We start from the raw sequence: 21,739 nt of genomic DNA, 5'->3' as shown, positions 1-21,739 counted from the left end.
GATCAGGAGCGACCAGGCCGTACGTCAGGCCGCTGGAAGATGCGCTTGACGCAGGAACCTACTGGTTGGTAGTCTAACCGCATGGGCACTCAAAGCAGCACCTTCGACGAGATTCTGCGTTGCGCGCGCTCCCTCATCATCGCGGGCGGGTACAACGGCTTCAGCTATGCCGACATTTCCGAGGTCGTCGGCATACGCAAAGCCAGCATCCATCATCACTTCCCCAGCAAGGTCGACCTGGTTCGGACGCTCTTGCAGCGCTATCGCGAAGAGGCCCAGGCCGGCATCGCAGCGGTACAGCAGCATCATCCCGATCCGGTCGATCAGTTGCGCGCGTATACGGGCTACTGGGCCGAATGTATCGGCGATCCCGCCAACGCTTTTTGCGTGTGCGCCTTGCTCGCCACGCAGATGCCCGTGCTGCCGCCGGAGGTGGCTGCGGAAGTACGCGAGCACTTTCGCCTGCTGTCCGCTTGGCTGACGTCCACCCTTGAGCAGGGCGCGAATCAAGGCAGGCTGGCTCTGCTCGGCACCGTGCAAGCCGAGGCGGAAGGTTTCATGGCCGCCGTCCATGGCGCCATGCTGTCGGCCCGCGCCTACGGCGACCCGAAAGTGTTCAGGGTCATCACCGATCCACTGATTGAAAGGCTTATTGCGGCCAGTCCCGAAGCCGCGGCCCCCGCACCGCGACGGAAGTCTTCTGGCAGGAACCGGCGGTAAGCAGCCCACATCTCTATCGTCTTTCGCGGGTTGCGCCGCATGCATCGATGGCGGTCTTGTTCGCCAGACATAGGGGCAGGCGTCCGGCGCGCTACCAAACCCGGCGCAGGCGTTCGCTGATTCTCATCCACAGGCTGGAGATGCGCGGCGCAGGCCGCGATGGCGCCTTCAAAAAGGCTTTCGGCCGTGCGGACGGCGACGGCGCCGCAACGTGCCCGTTCGTTGCTTTGCCCCGAGCGGGGCGCGCAACCGTTTCCGGCGGCACCGGCGGCGCCGCGGCAGCGGGCCCCTGCGCTTCAGGCGTATCGGGCAGTACACGGCGGATGGCCGCCGGCGCCGGAAACACGAAGGAGGTTGCCAGACGGTCGACCGCGGCCACCACCTCCTGCCAATCGCCGGTATGGGTCAGGGTGTAGTCATAACCTTCGTGGCAGACGGATATCCAGCGCTGCTGCCGGTCGCCGAGTTCGTAGCCCAGTGCCACGATGTCGCGCGATTGTCCGAAGGGGGGCGGCTGGCAGGGCACGATCCGGGCCGCACGCACGGATTCCAGATGGCGCTGCATCAGGGCCAGCCTGGCGCCGGCATTGCCGTGGGCTTGCCGCACCTGCAGCAACAGCCGGATCTCGCCAAGCTTGTGACTCACGAGCACGCCTTCGGCCGTCAGGCCGGTGCGGTCCAATCGCCAGTCCGAAGGAAGTTCGAAGGCAAAGCCGATTTGCGGATGCCGGTAATGCATGTCAGGTCGCCCGCGGGTGGATCGTTCGCCCGTGCATGGGGCGGATTAAGCCGGAGGTTTCCTTCTTTTAACGGGAATACGGCGGGGCGCGCCAGGGGCAGCGCGCGTTCTACCCGAAGCGGACGTGTGTGGACATACAGGCGGCGCAGTCCAATGGATTAGACGGGCGCACGGATCGCTTGAAACGGGATGGCGGCGGGACTACGGAGCGGCGCGCCGGCCGCGATCCCGTGGCGCCATTACTGGCGGCTGGTGACTTCGACCAAGTGATAACCGAACTGGGTCTTGACGGGTCCCTGCACGACATTGACCGGCGCGCTGAAAACGACCTGGTCGAACTCCTTCACCATCTGGCCGGGGCCGAAAGTGCCCAGGTCGCCGCCGGTCCGGCCGGAAGGGCAGAGGGAGTGTTCGCGCGCGACCTGCGCGAAATCGGCGCCGTTCTCGATCTCGGTTTTCAGCGCGTTGCACTGCTGTTCGGTGGAAACGAGGATGTGACGGGCGCTGGCTTGCGGCATGGAGATCTCCTTCGATTAAGGGTGAACCCGCGAGCGTAACGCATTTCGGGCCGTTGCGTGCCCTACCGTCCGCTCGCTTTCAGCCGTGCATCCAGGCGCGGATAGACGCGCCGCGCATTGCCTTCGAAGATCTTGAACCGGGCCTGCGGCGTGATGTCGGCGGCCACGATATAGCGGCGCGTGTCGTCGAAGTTGTGGCCGGTTTCCGGGTCGATGCCGCGCACCGCGCCGATCATCTCGCTGGCGAACAGGATGTTGTCGATGGGGATGACGCGGGTGAGCAGGTCGATGCCGGGCTGATGGTAGACGCAGGTGTCGAAAAAGACGTTGTTCAGCAGGTGCTCCTGCAGCAGCGGTTTGCCCAGCGCCTGGGCCAGGCCGCGGAAGCGGCCCCAGTGATAGGGCACCGCGCCGCCGCCGTGCGGGATGACGAACCTGAGCGTGGGGAAATCGCGGAACAGGTCGGAGTCCAGGCACTGCATGAAGGCCGTGGTGTCGGCGTTCAGGTAATGCGCGCCGGTGGTGTGGAAGCAGGCGTTGCAGCTTTGGCTGACGTGGATCATCGCCGGCACGTCGTACTCGACCAGCTTTTCGTACAGCGGGTACCAATAGCGGTCGCTCAGCGGCGGGCTGGTCCAGTGGCCGCCCGAAGGGTCCGGGTTCAGGTTGACCGCGACGTTGCCGTATTCCTCCACGCAACGCTTGAGCTCGGGCAGGCAGGTGGCGGTGTCCACGCCGGGACTTTGCGGCAGCATGGCCGCCGGCACGAAGGCATCGGGAAACAGCGTGGAGACGCGGTGGCACATCTCATTGCAGATGGCAGCCCACGTCGCCGACACCTGGAAGTCGCCGATGTGATGGGCCATGAAACTGGCGCGCGGGCTGAAGACCGTAATGTCGTGGCCGCGCTCTTTCATGATGCGCAGCTGGTTGCTTTCGATCGCCTCGCGGATTTCGTCGTCGCTGATGCGCAGGTCGGCGGCGCTGGGAGGCGTCATGCCGTCGCGAAAGGCGGCGATCTGGCGTTCGCGCCACTGTTCCAGGGCCTTGGGGGCCGTGGTGAAGTGTCCGTGACAATCGATGATCATTTCAGCTACCCGATAACGGTGCCGCGGCTGGCGGCAATGATGAAAAACGCGTCGGGTATGGTGCGTGACCGGCTCGCAAGGGTCAAATATATATTTCGGTCCAGTTCTATATCGAAAGCAAATAACTGCGGCACGGCGCCGCTGCACGCTGCGCCGCGCCGTCGGCGCTGGCGCGTTCAAGAGCCCGGGTAATCCCCCTGGAACGGCTCGTTGTCCATCTCGCCGAACTGACGGTTGTGGTAGTCCGCGGGATCGCTGCTGGCCTGGCCGCGCGGATCGTAGGCGCCGCCGCGGCGCCCCCAATCGGGCATGGCGCAGCCGGTCAGCGTCAAAGCCAGCAGCGCGCCGGCCACGATGCATCGTCTCATGACAGTGCCTCCATAACGATGCGCGCAAGAACGTGACGGCCCGGATGGCGGCGTCGTTCTCATCCCTTCCGCGCGCTTCGATCCGCGCCGGATGCCAGCGCGATGCTGCACGGTGTGGCGTGACACGGCCCCGCGGGCGGCGGGGGCCGCGATGCGCTCATTCTCGCCTCCCCCGGCAGCGGGCGTCCACGATAAGTTCTTTAGTACGCCGGCATTGCGCGGCCCGTGCGCACCGGCACGCGGGCAGCGCGTCAGCGCGCGGTGCCGCGACGAGAAAGGCCGATCGTCGCGATATCAGTCCAGCTTGGCGCCGGACTGCTCCACGATGGTCTTGTAGCGGCCGATTTCATCATGGATGAAGGCGGCGAACTGCGCCGGCGTCTGCGGCTCGCCCAGCTCCGCGCCCATGCCGATCAACGTTTTGCGGACATCCGGCGCAGCCAGGATCGCGTTGATCTCGCGGTTGAGGCGGTCTACCACATCCTTCGGCGTGCCCGCCGGCGCGACCACACCGTACCAGGCCGACGCATGCATATTGCGTATGCCCAGCTCGTCGAACGTTGGGACGTCGGGCAGGGCGGGCAGGCGTTTCGCGGATCCCACCGCAAGCGCCCGCAAGGCGCCGGCCTTCACCTGCGCCAGCGAACCGGTGTCCAGCATCATATCGACCTGGCCGGCCAGCAGATCCGCCACCGCGGGGGCGCTGCCCTTGTACGGGATATGCACGATGTCCACGCCCGTCGCGTGATTGAACATCGACCCGGCCAGGTGTTGCGACGATCCGACCCCGCCGGATCCGTAGTTGAGCTTGCCGGGATTGGCGCGCGCGGCATCGAGCAGCGCCTGTACGGAATGAAAGGGCGAGTTCTTCGGCACTTCCAAAATGTTCGGAATGGAAGCCACGAAGGCGACCGGCGCGAAATCTTTCTCGGCGTCGAAACTCAGGTGGCTGTAGAGATGCGGGTTCGCGGCATTGGTGGAGCTGGTCGCCATCAGCAGCGTGTAGCCGTCGGGGCGTTCGCGCACGAAGGCCGCCGTGCCGATATTGCCTCCCGCGCCGGCCTTGTTATCGACGATCACGGGCTGCTTGAGCCGTTCGCCCAGATGCTGCGCGATGATGCGTCCCAGCGCATCGGTGGCGCCGCCAGGCGGCCACGGCACGACCAAACGGATAGGCTGCTCGGGATACGCCGCCGTGGCGACGCCGGGCAGCTGCGCGGCGGCAAGCGTCAGGGCGGCGCAGCAGGCAGCGCGCAACGATTTCAACATGGGCATGCAGTGTCTCCTCAATTCGAAAGCAGCGGTCGCCGCAAGCAAAAGGGGCCTGGTTGAACCAGGCCCCACGATGCCGTCCCGCGCCGAGCGGGGACGGGCGGCTGAGGCCGCGGCGGCAGGGACCGGCGCGGCCTCAGCGGTCCATCATTCCTGGTGCATGCCGGTGGCCTTGACCACGGCGCCCAGGCGGGCACGTTCTTCTTCGCAGAACTTGGTGAACTCCGCTCGCGTGCCGCCGACCGGCTCGATGCCCAGTTCCGTGAACTTCTTGACGTTGGCCGGATCCTTCATGGCGGCGTCCACGCCCGCGGCGACCTTGTCCAGGATGGCGTCGGGCGTGCCCTTGGGCGCGTGCACGCCCGCCCAGTGCGCAATCTTGATTTCCGGAAAGCCCTGCTCGGCCGCGGTGGACAGTTCGGGATAGGCCTTGATGCGCTCCGACCACGTGCAGGCCAGCGCCTTGAGCTTGCCCGACCGCACCATGGGCAGCACGACGATGCTCGCTTCGGACGTCGCGTCGACCTGGTTGCCCACCACCGCCGACACGGATTCGGAACCGCTCTTGTACGGAATCAGGTCCAGCTTGGCGCCATACGTCGTGGTCAGGATGCCTTCGACGAAGTGCGGCGTGCTGCCGGTGCCGGCCGTGGCGAAGTGCAGCCCGTGCCCCTTCTTGGAGGCTTCGACGAATTCCTTCAGATTGGAATAGGGCGAGTTCGCGGGCGCGACCACCACCGAAGGCGCCAGACCCACCATCGCGACAGGCACCAGATCGCTGTCCTTGTACTGCACCTTGCGGATCATGCTGTTGGAGATGACGCCGGCCGCGCTGATCAGGAAGGTGTAGCCATCGGGCTCGGCGCGGGCCACGTAGTCGGTGCCGATCACGGCGCCGGCGCCGGGCTTGTTTTCCACGACGACATTCGCGTTCAGATACTTGGCGATGCCTTCGGCGGCCGCGCGGCCCAGCAAATCGTTTGCGCCCCCGGGCGCAAACGGCACCACGACGCGGATGGGCTTGGACGGCCACTTGTCGTCGGCGAAGGAAATTTTGGGCGCCATGGCGATGCTGGCCAGGCCGAAGGCGGCCGTGTTGAAGCGGCGACGGGAAATATTCATGAGGATGCTCCGGTAAGTCTTATCGTTATCGTGGGGTTATCGGTCAGTCTTGGTGGCCGGGACGTACTGTAACCGATAGAAAGTCCAACACCATAGCCTTGGCGCCGGCCCCTCGCGCATGGCTTGGGGAAACTCCCGATGACGGCGCGCTCGCCGATCTGTTGCCATGGAACTCCGATGGAACCCAGTCATGAATCGGGCGCCGTTTCGTCCACGCCCACGGAGGCAACTATGGCATCACGCAATCTCGCTTTGTCGGGCCGCCAATGGCCGGCTTCCCCCATCATGGAATTGCATCAGGAACTGGATCGCCTCTTCAACAGCATGCTGGGCGGGTGGGGCATGAGCGCCGCCTCGGCGTTTGGCGCCATGCCGCAGATCGAAGTGTGCGAACAGGGTTCCGAGCTTTGCGTTTCCGTCGAGCTGCCCGGCGTGCGCCAGGAGGACCTGGACGTCCGCCTCATGGGCGACACGCTGGTCATCAGCGGCGAAAAGAAGAGCAGCAACGATCAGCGGCAAAACAACATGCATCTGTCGGAACGCAGCTACGGCCGCTTCCAGCGTCAGGTCGCTCTTCCGTTCACCCCCGACCCCGAACGCACGCAGGCATCCCTCGAAAACGGCGTCCTCACCGTCCGCCTCGGCCGCATGCCCGAAAGCGCGGGCAGCCGGCGCATCGAAGTGCGCAGCAGCGCGCAGAACGGACCGCAGCCGCTGCAAATGGAAGGCCAGGGCCAATTCGAGCGTCAAGGCCAAATGGCCAGCCAAGGCCAGATGGCGGGCCAGGGCCAGACGGCATCCCAAGCCCAGCCGACCACCCAAGCCGCCTCAGCAAACGCCGGGGGAACAACCATGCCCAGCGCGGCGGGCAGCACCGGCAGCGCCGGCGCCCCCGGAAGCGAAGAGGGCGGTCCCCCCTGACCCCTTGCACGCCCGCGCTCAAGAGAAGAGCACGGGCAGGAGCACGGACAAGGGCACGGACAGGAGCACGGACAAGGGCACGGACAGGGGCACGGACAGGGGCACGGACAGGGGCACGAACAGGGGCACGAACAAGGGCACGAACAAGGGCACGAACAAAAGCACAAACAACCGCACGGAAAAGAGAACCCGCACGACAACGTCCAAACCCAACCCGCCGCTGCAACCCCCCGACAACCAGGCAAACCGCGTAAGGTCATCGCGCCCGCGCAGGGCGGGCGCGATGACCGGGCCCCGCAAACCCTTCAACCAACCCGCAACGCTTCCCACAAAGCGCAAGAACCCCACCCGTCCCAGCTTCCCGTGGCAAAGGCAAGACCGAGTCTGGCGGGGTGGGCATTGGCCCTGTCCGGCCCGTCGGAGGCCGAGCGAGCGGACGCTGAAGGAAGGCGAGCCGCACGGCTCTGGACGCGGGCACTGCCCGCCAGCGGCCGCCGGACGAAGCGAGCGCAGCGGTGTCCGGCGCCCGGGCGCCGGACCGGCCGACCGGGCCGGACAGGGCCAATGCCCACCCCGCCAGACGGCCCCAGCAAAACCCCGCCAGACGGCCCCAGCAAAACCCCGCCAGACGGCCCCAGCAAAACCCCGCCAGACGGCCCCAGCAAAACCCCGCCAGACGGCCCAAGCAAAATCCCGACGTACAGACCCAAGCCCCGCAAAAGCCCCCCAAAGCACAAAATCACCAAGGACGACAAACCCCCACATCCCCCCAACAGCCACCGCCAAAATATATATATCGCCCTACGAGATATCCCTACTATCCACGCCCCCCACCCCTCCGTATGCTACCTGTCGAATACATTTCAATTACCTTGCTGATTCCTTAACGACGCATGCGTTGCGGGACGCTCGCGCCGTCAGGTCGGAGGAACGATAACCATGGATCTATTGCAACACCTGGCCCTCGGCTTCTCGGTCGCCTTCTCCCCCGAAAACCTTGCCTACGCGCTATTGGGCTGCATCCTCGGCACGCTGGTCGGCGTCCTGCCCGGTCTGGGCCCCGTGCCCACCATCGCGATGCTCCTTCCGATCACCTACGTGCTTCCTCCCGTCGCCGGCCTCATCATGCTCGCCGGCATCTACTACGGCACCCAGTACGGCGGCTCCACCACCGCGATCCTCGTCAACCTGCCAGGCGAAACCTCGGCCGTCGTCACCACATTGGATGGCCACCAGATGGCCAAGAACGGCCGGGCAGGGGCGGCCCTGGCGCTGGCGGCCATCGGGTCGTTCTTCGCCGGCACCGTCGCCACGACCATCCTCGCCGCCTTCGCGCCCCCGCTCGCCGAAGTCGCCTTCCTGTTCGGCCCCGCCGAATACTTTTCGCTAATGACATTGGGCCTGGTGGGCGCCGTCGTGCTCGCGTCCGGCTCGCTGGTCAAGGCCATTGCGATGATCATTTTGGGACTGCTGCTGGGCATGGTCGGCACCGACGTCAACTCGGGCGTCGCCCGTTACGACTTCGGCATCCCCGAGCTGCAGGACGGCATCGACTTCGCCATCGTCGCCATGGGCGTGTTCGGCTTCGCCGAAATCCTCAGCAACCTCGAACTGAAGGAAAACCGCGTCGAAATCGCCGGCAAGGTCGGCTCGCTGTATCCCAGCCGCAGCGAATTCCGCGAAGCCGCGCCCGCCATACTGCGCGGCACCGTGCTTGGCTCCTGCCTTGGCATCCTGCCGGGCGGCGGCGCCACGCTGTCCGCGTTCGCCTCCTACACCCTGGAGAAAAAGGTATCGCGCGAGCCCGAGCGCTTCGGCAAAGGCCATCCGGCCGGACTGGCCGGACCCGAATCGGCCAACAACGCAGGCGCCCAGACATCGTTCATCCCGCTGCTCACCCTGGGCATCCCGGGCAACGCCGTCATGGCCCTGATGGTCGGCGCCATGACCATCCACAACATCCAGCCCGGCCCGCAGGTCATGTCCAGCCATCCGGACCTCTTCTGGGGGCTGATCGTATCGATGTGGCTGGGCAACATGATGCTGGTGGTGCTGAATCTGCCGCTCATCGGCATCTGGGTCAAACTGCTGAAGGTCCCGTACCGCATCCTTTATCCCGCCATCCTCATCTTCTGCAGCATCGGCGTCTATTCGCTCAACTACAACGCCTTCGACATCTACGTAACGGCCGCCTTCGGCGCGGTGGGCTACCTGTGGGCCAAGCTCAAATGCGAAGGCGCGCCGCTGCTGCTGGGGCTGGTTCTCGGGCCCATGATGGAGGAGAACTTTCGCCGGGCGCTGCTGCTGTCGCGCGGGGACTTCGCCACGTTCATCGAGCGTCCGATATCGGCCGCGCTGCTGGCCGCCGCGGTGCTGCTGGTCGTGATCGTCGCCTTGCCGTCCATCCGCCGCGGGCGCGAACAGGCCTTCGCGGAAGAAGGCTGAGCCAGCTGCGAAGCGCTAGCGGGCCGACAGGCTTTCCTCCAGGGGCGCTTCCTGGCTTTGCATACGCCACAGCTTGCTGAACAGGCCATCGCGGGCGCGCAGTGCGTCGGGGGTGCCGTCTTCCACGATGCGACCTTCGTCCAGCACGATGATCCGATCGAAGCGCGACAGCGTCGACAGCCGATGCGCCGCCGCCAGCACAGTGCGGTTCCGCATCAAGCCGGCCAGCGCCTGCTGCACGCGTTCCTCCGACCGGCTGTCCAGTGAAGACGTCGCTTCGTCCAAGATCAGGATGGGCGCGTTCTTCAGGAATGCCCGGGCCATCGACAGCCGTTGCCGCTGGCCGCCCGACAGCGACGCGCCCCGTTCCACCAGCAGGGTCTGGTAGCCGTCGGGCAGCTGTTCGATGAATTCCTCGCAGTTGGCCAGCCGCGCCGCCTCGTAAACCTCTTCGTCCGTGGCGTCCGGCCGTCCATAGCGGATGTTCTCCATGATGGTGCGCCGGAACAGCGGCACTTCCTGCGGCACCACCGAAATCGCCTGCCGCAGGCTGTCGCGCGTCAGCGCCGTGATGGGCTGGCCGTCCAGCACGATAGCGCCGGCGGTCACGTCGTCCAGCCGCTGCAGCAGCGTCAGCAGGGTCGATTTCCCTGCGCCGGAAGGCCCCACGATGCCCACCTTCTGTCCGGCCGGAATACGAAGATTGAGTCCCCGGAACACCACGTGGCCGTCCGGATAGGCGTAGTCCACGTTGTTGAACTCGATCTCGCCGCCGGCGGGCCGGTAGGGCCGCGCGTCAGGCCGGTCCGCCATCCCGTGCGGCTGCGCCACCACGCTTAGCATTTCCGCGATCACGCCAAACTGCTGCGCCGTCCCCACCAGCGCCAGCGCCAGGTCGCGCGAGCCATGCAGGATGCGGAAGGCGAGCGCGCTGACCACCACCACGTCGCCCGTGCTCATGGCTTCGCGCCGCCAGGCGTACAGCGCCCAGCAGAGCATGGATCCGGCCATGATCCACAGGCAGATGTCGTGCATCACGCGCGCCTTTTCCAGGTACATCCAGCTGCGGCGCTGCGCGCGCGCTTCCTGCTGCACCTGCCACTTCAGGCGATCGCTTTCCCGGCTGCGCGCGGCGAACGCCTGCACGGCCCAGATGTTCGAAACCGTGTCGACGATCTCGCCGCCCACGCGGGACGCATGCATCCCGTAGGTTTCGTGCAGCTGGCGGCCGCGCACGCCGAACAGCACGATCACGGAGGCGACCAGCGCGACGAATGCCATCAGCGCCAGCGCCAGGCGCCAGTCGATGGACAGCAGCACCACCGTGGCGCCGATGAACTCCACGCAGGGCGGCATGACGTTCCAGGTGAGCGTGCCGTAGATGATGCTGCTCGCGGTGGACGTGGCCGAGATGCGATTGCCCAGCGATCCCGTCAGATGCCGCTTGAAGAACGGCAGCGAATGGCCGGTAAGGTGGTCGAAAAGGTCGATCCGCATGTCGGCGCAAGAGGCGACGATGGTGCGGCACCCAAGCCACCCGCCGCCGCGCCACAACGCGCTTTCCAGGGCGATCAACCCGAGGAAGTACGCCAGCGGATGCCAGATGTCGGCGGCCTGCCGGTCCGCGGCGCTCATCGCGTCGACGATGAGCTTCATCCCGTACTGCACGAGTACGGCGCAGCTCGCCGCGCTGACGATGAGCAGCGCCAGACAGCCGAAGCTGACCGGCCGGGCCCTGACGTAACGGAAGAGAAAGGCCAGGGGACGCGAAGGGAGAGTGCCCGGATTCATGGCGGTATGCATCGAGTGTTCAGGGAGCGGCGAGGCGGCGGCTGTCGGCGGTCTGTCCGCCATGGGCGGTGTGGAAGCGGCGTTGCAGATTCGCCATCTCCGCGGCCGTCGGCAGGTCCACCGCCCGGTGCCCGGCCGCGTCGGGCAGGCCAAGCAGCCCGGTAGGGCAATGGCGGTCATCGTCCCAGCCGGGATAGTCGGTGACCGGATAAAGGCAGATGCCTTGGATCGGTACGCCGGCCGCCATGGCGGCCTCCACTTCCTCGCCCACGTACCGCAGCCAGGGGGCGCGGCGGTCGCCTTCGGCGCCGGTTTCCGTGATCAGGATGGCGCGGCCATAGCGCTCGTACACCTCGGCGAGCAAGGCGCGCAGGGGCACGTAGCCGGGTTCCCCGCGGCGGATGGTCGGGCCGTCCAAATACCACTGGTTGTGGCCGTAGAAATTGACGCCGACGACGTCCAGAAAGTCCGGGCTGCCGCCCAGATCCGGGCGTGCCATGCCCGCCATCATGTCCCAGCCCTCGTACTGCGCCTGCGTGGCGGCATCGGCCGCCGCCTCGTCTTCGGGCCGCGCCGGAATGACGCGGATGATGGGATCGGCGAGCACGAAGCGCGCGCGAGGATCGACGTCCCGGATCGCGCGCATCGCGGCCAGGCTGGCGGCGACGAGCTGGCGCTTCAGTTCGCCGCCCCGACCCGTGGTGCAGGGCGCGAAGCACGCCATGTCGCCGCCGCCCCAGGCCCAGAACGAAACCTCGTTGACGGGACAGTAGAACGGGGTGTCCGGATAGTTGTCGCGCACCAGGGCCGCGGCCGCCGCTGCGAAACGGGCAAAGCTTTCCGGGAACCGCGGGCTCCAGATGTCGAGAAAGGGCGGCCAGCCGTAGTGGCACAGGTCCCAAATGACTTGCGTGCCGGCCCGCGCGGCCGCCTGCAGCTGCGGCAGGAAGCTGCCCCAGTCGTACTCGCCCTGGCGTTGTTCGATCAGGTGCCAGCGCAGGCCGTCGCGGACGGTACGGATGCCCAGGCCGGCCAGCGCCTGATAGTCGGACAGCGGGTAGCGGGCGTGTCCTGTGCTTTCGAGCAGGTCGCGCTGGCGGCCGTCGGGCAGCCGCAGGGTGGAACATTCGAAGCCACCCTGCATGAAACTGCGGAATTGCGGCATGGCGCGGCTCCCTTCAGGCGACCGCGGGCTGCGGCGCCGCGGCCGCCCCCGCGCGGGATTGCGCTTCGATGCGCGTGTAGGTGGCGAGCGCCTGCGCCACGACCTGGTCCATGTTGTAGTACTTGTAGGTGGCAAGCCTGCCCACGAACAGCACGTCGGGATGCTGGTCGGCCAGCGCCTGGTAACGGCGATACAGCAGCGCGTTCTCGGGACGCGGGACGGGGTAGTAGGGATCCCCCTCCGCGCTGGGGTACTCGTAGGTCAGGCTGGTCTTGGCGTGTTGCTGCCCGGTCAGGTGCTTGTATTCCGTGATGCGCGTGTACGGCACGTCTTCGGACGGGTAGTTGACCACGGCGACCGGTTGGAAGCGTTCCGTATCCACGGTGGTATGGCGGAAGACCAGCGAGCGATAGGGCAGGGGGCCATGGCAGTGGTCGAAGTACTCGTCGATGGGGCCGGTATAGACAAGCTTCCTGGCCGGCGGATCGTCGCGCAGATCCCGAAAGTCCGTGGACAGCCGTACATCGATGTTCGGGTGCGCCAGCATCTTCTCGAACATGCTGGTGTAGCCATCCCGCGGCATGGCCTGGAAGCGGTCCACGAAGTAGCGGTCGTCGTGCGACGTGCGCGTCGGCACCCGTGCGGTCACGCTGCGGTCCAGTTCCGACGGGTCCAGGCCCCATTGCTTGCGCGTGTAGCCGCGGAAAAACTTTTCGTACAGCTCGCGTCCCACCTGCGACACCACCATGTCTTGGGCGTTGGCGATCTGCAAATGCGTTTCGGCGCGCTGGGCCAGGAAGGCGGCGGCCGTCTCGCTGGTGAAGTCCTGGCCATACAGCATGGAAAGCGTGGTCAGGTTGATCGGCATGGGCACCAGCATGCCGTCCACGCTGGCCAGCACCCGGTGCTCGTAAGGACGCCATTCGGTGAAGCGCGACAGATACTGGACGACCGGCTCCGAATTGGTATGGAAAATGTGCGGCCCGTACCGGTGCACCAGGATGCCGTCGTCATTCACGTAGTCGTAGGCATTGCCCCCGATATGCGGGCGGCGGTCGATGACCAGCACGCGCTGGTCCAGTCCGGCCGCCAGGCGTTCGGCCAGCACGCTGCCGGCGAAACCCGCGCCCACGATCAGATAGTCGTAGTCCGCTTTGCGCCGCGGAAAACGCGGGCCGCTGGCGGGCCGGCTTTCCTCGCTCCTCGCGGCGCCGGGCTTCCTGTCGTTGCCGCGCGCATGCAATGGCAGGACACGCCGCTGTGCCGAACGACGGGCCGCGTCGGCCATCAGCAGCGCCATCTCGTTCCAGGTGCGGTCCCACGACATATCGGTCAACGCCATGTCGGCCAGGCCCGCCAGCGCCTCCGGGCGCCGCGCATCGTCCAGCGCCTGTTCGATGGCCAGCAAAAACGCGGGCGCATCTTCGGCGATGCGCACCATGGGGCAGGCGCCGTAGCTGCGCACCACGTCCTTGATCGGCGTGCTGACCACCGGGCGCGCCGCCGCCAGGAACTCCGGCGTTTTCGTCGGGCTGATGAAGCGTGTCGATTCGTTCAGCGCGAACGGCATCAGCGCCACCTGCCAGCCGCCCAGGTAATCGGGCAGGGCCTCGTAGGGCCTGGGCCCGAGATAATGGATGTTGTCCGCACGCGGCAGCGTCGCCGGGTCGATCTTGACCACCGGGCCGACGAAAACCAGATGCCAGTCGGGCCGCGCGGCGGCAATCTCGCCGACCAGGCGCGTATCGAAGCGTTCGTCCAGCACGCCATAGAAGCCCAGGCGCGGGTAAGGAATGCCGCGCTGGTCCTCGGGCTCGCCGCCGGTGTGGCGCGCACGCCGGAAGTGGGCCACATCGACGCTGCTGGGGAAGGCGTGGACGTTCGCATGCCGCGCCCGCTTGGCCTCGTAAAGGCTGTAGCCGCCCGTGAACACGATGTCGGCGCGGCGCAGCAATTCGCTCTCGCGCTCCGTCAGGTGGGGGGGCGCGCCGCGAAATGCGGACAGTTCGTCCATGCAGTCATACACCGTCAATTCGGCGGCCAGGTGATCGGAAAACCCGAGCGCCATCGGCGTGTAGTACCAAAGCACGGCCGGCTCGATGGCGTCGTCCCGCACGACAATATCGAGCAGGCGCCGTTGTTCGGCCTGCGCCTGTTCCCCGCCCCAGCCTTTGGGGAGCCTCGGGACCAATACCGTGATGCCGCCGTCGACCACATGGCGTTCCAGCCACGCGTCCCGGTCGTCGGTTTCCACCGGCTCTTCGATGTAGTAGACGCGGTGGGTGCGCGCAAAGCGCGACAGGAGGTGCTGCGGCCGCTGATAGACGAAATTCCAGCGCAAGTGCGAGAAGCACAGCAAATCGGGGCGCGCGGTGGAAGTCCGGGTGGGGGGCGCGGAATGCGCGAATGGCCGTGCGGCGCCGGTGCCGACGCGCTGGGATGCTAGCGAACACATAGTGACCTCGAAAGGAGGGGGCGGGAATGGGATGGACGCCGTGTGGGCGGCCCGGGGTACGCAGATGCCATGCCCGCTTGGTTTTTGCGGCGCCGCTGGCACAGCGCGTGCGCGGGGCCGCATCGCCGGCATCGCGTTCGTGCTGGCGCTTTTTTTCATGGATGAGTTTGCCTTTCACGTCTTCACGCAAAAGGAGCAGCGATGAGCTTCGATTCCGACGCCCAGGTCGAAAACGGCAATGTCCGCTTCGTCATGCACTTCCCCGACGCCACGCGCACTGTACGCGTCAGCGGGGAGACTTTGGCGGAATACTTCGGGTCGGACGGCAGTCCGGCCGGCATGATCGCGGCCTACCGCGCCAATTTCCGGGCCATTCATTCGGTGGCGCAGATCGTCGGCGCGCGCGGGCAGGGCGACATCATGTTGAGCCCTGAAGACGTGCGCGCGGCCGGGCACATCGCTACGGCGTCTTCGCCGTCATCAGATAGAAAATAGCCAGGAAAGCGAAAAAGGCGGGGATGCCCAGGGCGAACCACATCCGGAAGTAGCGCCAATACGCCGATGGCAATTGCGCGGGGTGATCGGGATCGCGCACCGCCTGTTGCGCCAGATCGCGAAGCTTGATCTGCAGCCCCACAACCGGCAGCCAGCACGCAATGGCAACCACGTACAAGGCGACGGAAACCCGGATCCACGTGGCTTCCATGCCGATGCCGTAACGCCATGCCAGCCAGGCGCCCGATACCGGTTGGATGACGGCGGTCGTGGCGGTGAACATCCAATCGGCCCGCACCACGAAGCGGCTTACCGCGGCCACGACGCGCGCGTCGCCGTTCAGCGTCGCGGCCAGCAGGTAGAAGGCGCTGCCGATGCCGGTGCCAAAGAGCAGCGTCGACGAGATGATATGGATCCACTTGACGATTACGATTTCCAAGGCTTTTCGTCCATTTCGTATAGCAGCCACAACGCGGCGAGGAACGGGGCGTTCTTGACGATGGGCCCGTAGGGATGCAGCCAGAATTCGGGCAGGCGCACCGAAATGATCGCGGTGTAGCCGATGACCAGAAGCGCCTGGGCGACCCATATCCAGCGCGGACGGCGCGGCCATAGCACCGCGACCCCGAACAGCAGATCGAGCGCGATGGCGCCGTACAGCGCCCAGGCCAGCATGGCCTCCGGCACGCCGGCGCGCCGCAGCAAGTCATGGCTTTCGCTCAGCGGATAGCCGAACGCGGACACGATGGCCGTTACGATCCACACCAATGCGATGGAGGCTCGCAGAAGCGGCAGCAGCCAGGCCATGCGCGCCCGTGCCCCTACGGCGGCGGCGCAATCGGCATCCAGGAACGCGTGCGGCGCGCGCGGCTCGCGGCCCAGCAGGCGCGTCAGCGGCCGCGGGTCGCCGGTATTGCCGCGGGCGAGCATGCCGAGCGTCTCGCTGTTGAGCATCGCCAGGCCCAGCCTGTCGCCGGCACGCGCCGCCAGGCGCATGGCTGGCGCGGGAACCGGCAGGAAGCGCGCCGGCGCGGCGATGCGCATGGCGTCGCGCAGGCCTGCGTAATACGCGCGCAGCGTCATCGGGCTGGGGCCGGTCACGGCCAGCACGGGCGGCATATCGGCGGCAGGGGTTCGCAGCAACGCCAGGACCGCCTGCACAAGATCGTCGACGTGAACCGGCTGGATCATCGCTTCGCCGCGTCCCGGCAACGGAATCACAGGCATGGCGGCCATTCTCATGAAGAGCTGGGCGCTGGCCCCGTCCAGGCCGAACACCAGGGAAGGCTGGACGATGCAGTGCGCAATGCCCAGGCGGCGCAGGCAGTCGTCGCCGGCCTTCTTGGTGCGGTGATAGGCCGACGCCGCGGCCTCGTCCGCGCCCAGTGCGGAGATATGGATGACGCGTTCGATCCCGCGCGCGCGTGCGGCCTGAAACAGGGCGCAGGGCGCTTCCGCATGGACGCGCTCCAGGGTGTTGCTTCCTTGTGAGCGCAGAATGCCCGCCGCGTTGATCACGACGTCGCATCCTTCCAGGGCATCCACCCAATGCGCCGCGCTGGTCATGCGCGCGAAGTCCAGCTGCACCCACGTTGCCGCGCCGGCGTTGGCGATCTGCGGGGCGGGCGAGCGGCTGACGCATCGCAGGCGGTGGCCCTGCGCCAGCAAGGCGGCGGCAAGCCTGCGTCCAATGAAACCGGTCGCGCCGGTCAACAGTATTCGCATGGTGGATAGGCGGTGGGCCCGCGGGCCGGTGCGCCGGTACAGCAGCCCCCATGCCCGCGCTCATCGGTGTGTATTCATGGATGGCGACGAAAGGCGCAATGGGTATGGCGCTTGCCATGGTGAGGCGGCCAGCACGCCGAGGAGGTCAAGGTGGTGAGACCGGCGGCCGGCAGCGCGACGGGCCGGCGCAATCCGCGGCCCGTCGCGTACGAAGCCTTGAAGCAAGTCATGCAGAATTGCAGCCAAACCGAATCTCCGACATCCGCAAGCGGGAAAAATGAAAGTGGGCGGACGGCCGTCGCGGCCGCCGCCGATGCGTCGCTGGATGCGTTGCGGCAGGCCTATGACGATGGGCGCCTGATTCTTTTCGCGGGCGCCGGCGTATCGGCCGGCCTGGGGCTGCCCACGGGACCGCAACTGGCCGCCGAGATGGCGCGGCATCTGCGCGAGGATCCCCGCACCTTCTGCGACTATGGCGACGTGCGGGCCCTGGCCGAGTACTACCGTCTGCGGCGCGGCATCGGGCCATTGCACGAATGGATGCAGCGCGAATGGCATCGATCGGAAATCGACATCCGCCAATCGGAGATCCATCGCCTGATCGTGCAGGGCCGCTTCCACAGCATCTACACGACGAACTTCGATCGCTGGCTGGAGGCCGCCCACGACGCCTACGGCAAGCCCTATGTGAAGATCTCCAACGTGAAGGACCTGGCGCGGCCGGTGAACGGCGCGCGGCGCATCGTCAAGTTCCATGGCGACCTGGACGATGCGGATTCCATGGTGCTGGACGAAACGAGCTACTTCGAGCGGCTGGGCCTGGAGTCGCCGCTGGACATACGATTGCGCGCCGACCTGCTGGTGCATCCGGTGCTCTTCATCGGGTACAGCATTTCGGATATCAACATCCGGCTGCTGTTCTGGAAGCTCGCCAAGGCCTGGAGCGGCTACCGCGCCGCCGACGAGCGCCCGCCTTCCTACATCGTTTGGCACCAGGACAACCCCGTCGCCAATGCGGTGCTGGCGCAATGGGGCATCCAGGTCATTGCCCGGCATGATGACGACCCCGGCAACGCATTGCTGCGCTTTATGCGTGAACTGGCCACGGGCGGCTGAACGGCGCGCATTCGGTACAACGGGCGCGTAACCCATACTCAGCTTCGCATATGGCGCTTTACGGCGCGGGTGCAGGGGCGAAGCGCCATTCGTGCGGCAGCAGGCGGATGGGAACGATCGTTGCGGATGAGGGCGCGCTTCAGGAGCCCGCCATGATCCCGTCCAGACGTAATTTCCTCAAAAGCGCCGGCCTGGCCGCCGCGACCGTATCCACTTCTCCCGCCGCGCTTGCCGCCAATCCGGCGCCCGACCCGTCTTCACGGGAAGCCGAGCAGCCGCAGTACGTCTTTCTGACGCCGGAAGAGGCGTCCTTCATAGAGGCCGCGGTGGCGCGCCTGATTCCCGCCGATGACGCGGGACCGGGCGCGCTCGAGGCCGGGGTGCCGAATTACATCGACAAACAGCTGGATGGCGCATGGGGCGCCGGCGAACGCCTGTATCGCAGCGGGCCATGGCGCCAGGGTGAACCGACGCAGGGCTATCAGCTGCCGTTCACGCCGGCGGAGTTGTTCCGCACCGCCATGCGCGCACTGCGCGACGAAGGCGGCAAGGATGGCGGCACGCCATTCGAGAAACGCGATGCCGCCGCCCAGGACGCCTATCTGCGCGAGCTCCAGGAAAGCAAGCGCGACCTCAACGGCGTACCGTCGAACGTGTTCTTCGAGTCGCTTTGGGCCATGACCGTGGAAGGGTTCCTGAGCGATCCGGTCTACGGCGGCAACAAGGACATGGTGTCGTGGAAGATGATCGGCTTCCCCGGCGCCTACGCCACCTACTACCACCTCGTGGACCAGCATGGCGTCGCCTTCAACCGGGCGCCCATGAGCCTGGCCGAGGACGCCCGCGGCCGGATCCACATCCATCCCGAGCAGCCTGCCTATATGGGCAACACGCCGGCCGGCATGATGCAGATGCCAGGTCATTCCGGCATGCCCGGCCACGACGCGATGCCCGACCACGGCGCGACGCCTGCGCAGGGAACGGCCCGCACCCAAGGAGGACGCTGACATGGCCACCAAATTGCCTGAAACCGACGCCGTGCTGATCGGCGTCGGCCTGGTCGGCACCATCCTGGGCCGCGAATTGACCAAGGCCGGCCTGCATGTGGTCGGCCTGGAGCGCGGCGAGCCGCGCTTCACCGTGCCCGATTTCCAGGGCCCGAACATGCATGACGAACTGCGGTATTCCATTCGCAAGGCGCTGATGCAGGACAACACCAAGGAAGCGGTGACCTTCCGCAACAACAGCGACCAGGTCGCCCTGCCGATCCGCCGCTGGGAAAGCTTCCTGCCGGGCACCGGCCTGGGCGGCGCGGCGGTCCACTGGAACGGCCAAACCTACCGTTTCCAGGACACCGACCTGCGCATGCGCACGCGGACCATCGAGCGCTACGGCAAGGACTTCATGGACAAGGACCTGCTGGTCCAGGACTGGGGCGTGGACGCCGAAATGCTCGAACCTTACTTCGACCGCTTCGAGTATCTGCTTGGCGTCAGCGGAAAGGCGGGCAATCTGAAAAGCGGCAAGGTCGAAGGCGGCAACCCTTTCGAGGATCCGCGTTCGCGCGACTATCCCACGCCGCCGATGAAAGAACCGTATGGCTCCGCGATGTTCCGCAAGGCGGCCGCGGAACTGGGCTACCACCCGTATCCGCAGCCCTCGGCCAACCTGAGCCAGCCCTATACCAACCCGGAAGGCATGACGCTCTACACCTGTATGTTCTGCGGGTTCTGTGAGCGCTATGCCTGCGAGCACTATGCGAAGTCCTCGCCGCAGACGATCCTGCTGCCGGTCCTGATGAAGGACAAGAACTTCGAGCTGCGTACGCAATGCCAGGTGTTGCGCATCAATATGGACTCGGCCAAGAAGCGCGCGACCGGCGTCACCTATGTGGATGCGGCGGGGCGCGAGTTCGAGCAGCCCGCCAATATCGTGATTCTGGGCGGTTTCGCATTGAACAACGTCCGCATGATGCTGCTCTCGGGCATCGGCGAACCCTACGATCCCAAGACGGGGAAGGGCGTGGTGGGCCGCAACTATGCCTACCAGACCATGAGCGCCGCACAGGTGTTTTTCGACGAAAGCGTGAACATCAACCCCTTCATGCGATCCGGCGCGTGCGGCACGGTGATGTCCGACTTCGTATCGGACAACTTCGACCACGGTCCGCATGGATTCGTCGGCGGCGCCTATATCGGCGAAGTCATGTCGCATGGCCGGCCCATCGAATTCCACCCGACGCCGGTGGGCACGCCGGCCTGGGGTTCGGAATGGAAGAAGGCCGTCATCCGGCATTACAACCACACGTCGGTGTTGAACGTGCACGGCAGTTCGGTATCGCATCGCGCCAATTACCTGGATCTGGACCCCACGTACAAGGACGCCTGGGGACAGCCGCTGCTGCGCATGACCTTCGACTTTCCCGAGAACGATTTGAAAATGTCCCGGTTCCTGACCGACCGTGCGCTTGAAGTCGCCAAAGCCATGGGCGGCAAGGAAGTGCATGGCGCGGCGCGCAAGGGGCCGTACACGATCACGCAGTACCAGACCACGCACAACACCGGCGGCACCGTGATGGGCGACGACCCGCAGACCAGCGTGGTCAACCGCTACCTGCAGAGCTGGGACCTGCCCAACCTGTTCGTGATCGGCGCCTCGAACTTTCCGCAGAACGCTTCCTATAACCCCACGGGTACGGTGGGCGCGCTGGCCTATTGGGCGGCGGATGCGATTGTGTCGAAGTTCGTGAAGTCCCCGGGCCCACTGATGAAAGCATGAAGGTGATCGTATGAACGCGCGCACAGCAATCTCGAACGCCTTGCCGATCGTCGTGGGCTGCCTGCTGGCGCCGATGGCCCTGGCGCAGGGTCAATCATCGCAGGGACAGACCAAGGGCGCCGCCACGCAGGCCGGTGCGGGGAAAACGGCCCCGGCGGCCGCTCCCGCCGCTCCGCCGCCCGACGTCAATGCCGGCAAGCAGCTGGCTACCGGCGGCAATCCCACCAAGGGCGTGACCGCCTGCGTCACCTGTCACGGCGCCCAGGGAGAAGGCAATGCCGCGGGGGGATTCCCGCGGCTGGCCGGACAGTCGGCTTCATATATGGCCGAGCAACTGGCCGGCTATGCCGACGGGCGCAGGCAGAATCCCATCATGGCGCCCATCGCCAAGGGCTTGTCGGAGAACGAGCGGCAGGCCGTTTCCGCCTATTACGCCAGCCTGCAGGCTCCCGCCACGCCGTCTACGCAGGCCTCGCCGTCGGGGCCGTCCGCGCAAGGGCCTTCGGCGGCCGGGCCCGGCGGCCAGCCGCTGTCGGCCGACGCCAGGCGCCGGGCCGAGATGCTGGTGCGCTGGGGCGATGAAAAACTGCAGGTGCAGGGTTGCGTCAACTGCCACGGCCCCGGCGGGGCGGGCGAGCCGCCGGCTTACCCCTATCTGTCGGGACAGCATGCCGGCTACCTGGCTGCCACCTTGCGGGAATTCAAGACGGACGCGCGCAAGACGGACGAGTCGGGGCTCATGCCGACCATCGCCAAGAAACTGAGCGATAGCGATATCGACGCGTTGTCGGCGTATCTGGCGCAGTTGCCGCCGCCGGCGAATCTGCAGGACGACACCATGCAGATCCGGCGGCAGGCCGCCCAAGGCGCGATGACGCCTTCGGGCAGGCAGGCCGGACAGTCGGCGCCTTCCGGCACGGGCACGGAACAGGGCGGCCCGGTCACCGGCGGCGCTCAAGGGCCCGGCGGCGGTGGCGGCGGATCCGGCAGCGGGCCGTCAGGCAGCAGCACCGGCAGGTGA

At 66.4% G+C, this 21,739-nt stretch carries 21 protein-coding genes; 9 read left to right on the top strand and 12 right to left on the bottom strand.

The window, feature by feature from the left end:
• Window positions 1-81 precede the first annotated feature (81 nt).
• Window positions 82-720, top strand: coding sequence for a TetR/AcrR family transcriptional regulator (locus CAL13_RS11420; RefSeq protein ID WP_086072449.1), 639 nt, complete (start codon window positions 82-84; stop codon window positions 718-720).
• 91 nt (window positions 721-811) lie between these two features.
• On the opposite strand, the gene CAL13_RS11415 is transcribed toward CAL13_RS11420, so the two are convergent.
• From CAL13_RS11415 to CAL13_RS11390, 6 genes are all read right to left on the bottom strand, one after another.
• Entirely contained in the window at window positions 812-1,459 is a 648-nt protein-coding gene (locus tag CAL13_RS11415) for a hypothetical protein (RefSeq protein WP_086072448.1), read from the bottom strand.
• A gap of 239 nt (window positions 1,460-1,698) precedes the next feature.
• Window positions 1,699-1,977 (bottom strand): peptidylprolyl isomerase, encoded by a 279-nt coding sequence (locus tag CAL13_RS11410; protein ID WP_086057494.1) that lies wholly within the window; start codon window positions 1,975-1,977, stop codon window positions 1,699-1,701.
• A 62-nt stretch (window positions 1,978-2,039) separates the two neighbouring features.
• Window positions 2,040-3,065: an amidohydrolase family protein gene (locus CAL13_RS11405; protein WP_086072447.1), complete on the bottom strand. Its 1,026-nt coding sequence runs from the start codon at window positions 3,063-3,065 to the stop codon at window positions 2,040-2,042.
• Window positions 3,066-3,241: 176 nt separating this feature from the next.
• A complete protein-coding gene (locus CAL13_RS11400) occupies window positions 3,242-3,433 on the bottom strand; it encodes a hypothetical protein (RefSeq protein WP_086057492.1) in 192 nt (63 codons plus the stop codon).
• A gap of 294 nt (window positions 3,434-3,727) precedes the next feature.
• A complete protein-coding gene (locus tag CAL13_RS11395; RefSeq protein WP_332459874.1) occupies window positions 3,728-4,708 on the bottom strand; it encodes a Bug family tripartite tricarboxylate transporter substrate binding protein in 981 nt (326 codons plus the stop codon).
• Window positions 4,709-4,852: 144 nt separating this feature from the next.
• Entirely contained in the window at window positions 4,853-5,827 is a 975-nt protein-coding gene (locus CAL13_RS11390) for a Bug family tripartite tricarboxylate transporter substrate binding protein (RefSeq protein ID WP_086057490.1), read from the bottom strand.
• A gap of 177 nt (window positions 5,828-6,004) precedes the next feature.
• On the opposite strand from CAL13_RS11390, the gene CAL13_RS11385 reads away from it, so the two are divergent.
• Complete coding sequence (locus tag CAL13_RS11385) at window positions 6,005-6,748, top strand: Hsp20/alpha crystallin family protein (RefSeq protein ID WP_157664859.1); 744 nt, start codon at window positions 6,005-6,007, stop codon at window positions 6,746-6,748.
• A gap of 18 nt (window positions 6,749-6,766) precedes the next feature.
• Here CAL13_RS11385 and CAL13_RS21230 read toward each other — a convergent pair whose 3' ends face one another.
• Window positions 6,767-6,961: a hypothetical protein gene (locus tag CAL13_RS21230; protein ID WP_157664858.1), complete on the bottom strand. Its 195-nt coding sequence runs from the start codon at window positions 6,959-6,961 to the stop codon at window positions 6,767-6,769.
• Between the two features lie 726 nt (window positions 6,962-7,687).
• On the opposite strand from CAL13_RS21230, the gene CAL13_RS11375 reads away from it, so the two are divergent.
• Complete coding sequence (locus CAL13_RS11375; protein ID WP_086072444.1) at window positions 7,688-9,193, top strand: tripartite tricarboxylate transporter permease; 1,506 nt, start codon at window positions 7,688-7,690, stop codon at window positions 9,191-9,193.
• Window positions 9,194-9,208: 15 nt separating this feature from the next.
• On the opposite strand, the gene CAL13_RS11370 is transcribed toward CAL13_RS11375, so the two are convergent.
• From CAL13_RS11370 to glf, 3 genes are read right to left on the bottom strand one after another with little or no spacing between them, the layout of a single operon-like run.
• Window positions 9,209-10,984: an ABC transporter ATP-binding protein gene (locus CAL13_RS11370; protein ID WP_232462364.1), complete on the bottom strand. Its 1,776-nt coding sequence runs from the start codon at window positions 10,982-10,984 to the stop codon at window positions 9,209-9,211.
• A gap of 19 nt (window positions 10,985-11,003) precedes the next feature.
• Window positions 11,004-12,149 (bottom strand): beta-glucosidase, encoded by a 1,146-nt coding sequence (locus CAL13_RS11365; protein ID WP_198297839.1) that lies wholly within the window; start codon window positions 12,147-12,149, stop codon window positions 11,004-11,006.
• Between the two features lie 13 nt (window positions 12,150-12,162).
• Complete coding sequence (glf, locus tag CAL13_RS21640; protein ID WP_086072443.1) at window positions 12,163-14,604, bottom strand: UDP-galactopyranose mutase; 2,442 nt, start codon at window positions 14,602-14,604, stop codon at window positions 12,163-12,165.
• 31 nt (window positions 14,605-14,635) lie between these two features.
• On the opposite strand from glf, the gene CAL13_RS21225 reads away from it, so the two are divergent.
• Both CAL13_RS21225 and CAL13_RS11355 read left to right on the top strand, forming a co-directional pair.
• Window positions 14,636-14,809 carry a hypothetical protein gene (locus CAL13_RS21225; protein WP_157664857.1) on the top strand — a complete coding sequence of 58 codons (174 nt, stop codon included), beginning with the start codon at window positions 14,636-14,638 and terminating at the stop codon, window positions 14,807-14,809.
• A complete protein-coding gene (locus CAL13_RS11355; RefSeq protein WP_086057486.1) occupies window positions 14,806-15,099 on the top strand; it encodes a hypothetical protein in 294 nt (97 codons plus the stop codon). The genes CAL13_RS21225 and CAL13_RS11355 overlap by 4 nt, the downstream gene beginning before the upstream one ends.
• Here CAL13_RS11355 and CAL13_RS11350 read toward each other — a convergent pair.
• Together CAL13_RS11350 and CAL13_RS11345 are read right to left on the bottom strand one after the other, a co-directional pair.
• Window positions 15,065-15,538 (bottom strand): DUF2269 family protein, encoded by a 474-nt coding sequence (locus CAL13_RS11350; RefSeq protein ID WP_086057485.1) that lies wholly within the window; start codon window positions 15,536-15,538, stop codon window positions 15,065-15,067. The two genes, CAL13_RS11355 and CAL13_RS11350, sit on opposite strands and share 35 nt — an antisense overlap.
• A complete protein-coding gene (locus CAL13_RS11345; RefSeq protein ID WP_086072442.1) occupies window positions 15,526-16,824 on the bottom strand; it encodes an NAD(P)H-binding protein in 1,299 nt (432 codons plus the stop codon). Before CAL13_RS11345 ends, CAL13_RS11350 begins: the two co-directional genes overlap by 13 nt.
• A gap of 228 nt (window positions 16,825-17,052) precedes the next feature.
• Between CAL13_RS11345 and CAL13_RS11340 the strand changes: the two genes are divergently transcribed.
• From CAL13_RS11340 to CAL13_RS11325, 4 genes are all read left to right on the top strand, one after another.
• Window positions 17,053-17,940, top strand: coding sequence for an SIR2 family protein (locus CAL13_RS11340; protein ID WP_086059397.1), 888 nt, complete (start codon window positions 17,053-17,055; stop codon window positions 17,938-17,940).
• A 152-nt stretch (window positions 17,941-18,092) separates the two neighbouring features.
• Complete coding sequence (locus CAL13_RS11335; protein WP_086073611.1) at window positions 18,093-18,947, top strand: gluconate 2-dehydrogenase subunit 3 family protein; 855 nt, start codon at window positions 18,093-18,095, stop codon at window positions 18,945-18,947.
• A gap of 1 nt (window position 18,948) precedes the next feature.
• Window positions 18,949-20,718, top strand: coding sequence for a GMC family oxidoreductase (locus CAL13_RS11330; RefSeq protein ID WP_086057483.1), 1,770 nt, complete (start codon window positions 18,949-18,951; stop codon window positions 20,716-20,718).
• Between the two features lie 10 nt (window positions 20,719-20,728).
• Window positions 20,729-21,739 carry a c-type cytochrome gene (locus CAL13_RS11325; protein ID WP_086072441.1) on the top strand — a complete coding sequence of 337 codons (1,011 nt, stop codon included), beginning with the start codon at window positions 20,729-20,731 and terminating at the stop codon, window positions 21,737-21,739.

The organism is Bordetella genomosp. 9 (assembly GCF_002119725.1).
Classification (GTDB): Bacteria; Pseudomonadota; Gammaproteobacteria; order Burkholderiales; family Burkholderiaceae_B; genus Bordetella_C.
This window is presented reverse-complemented; position numbering and strand designations above follow the sequence as displayed.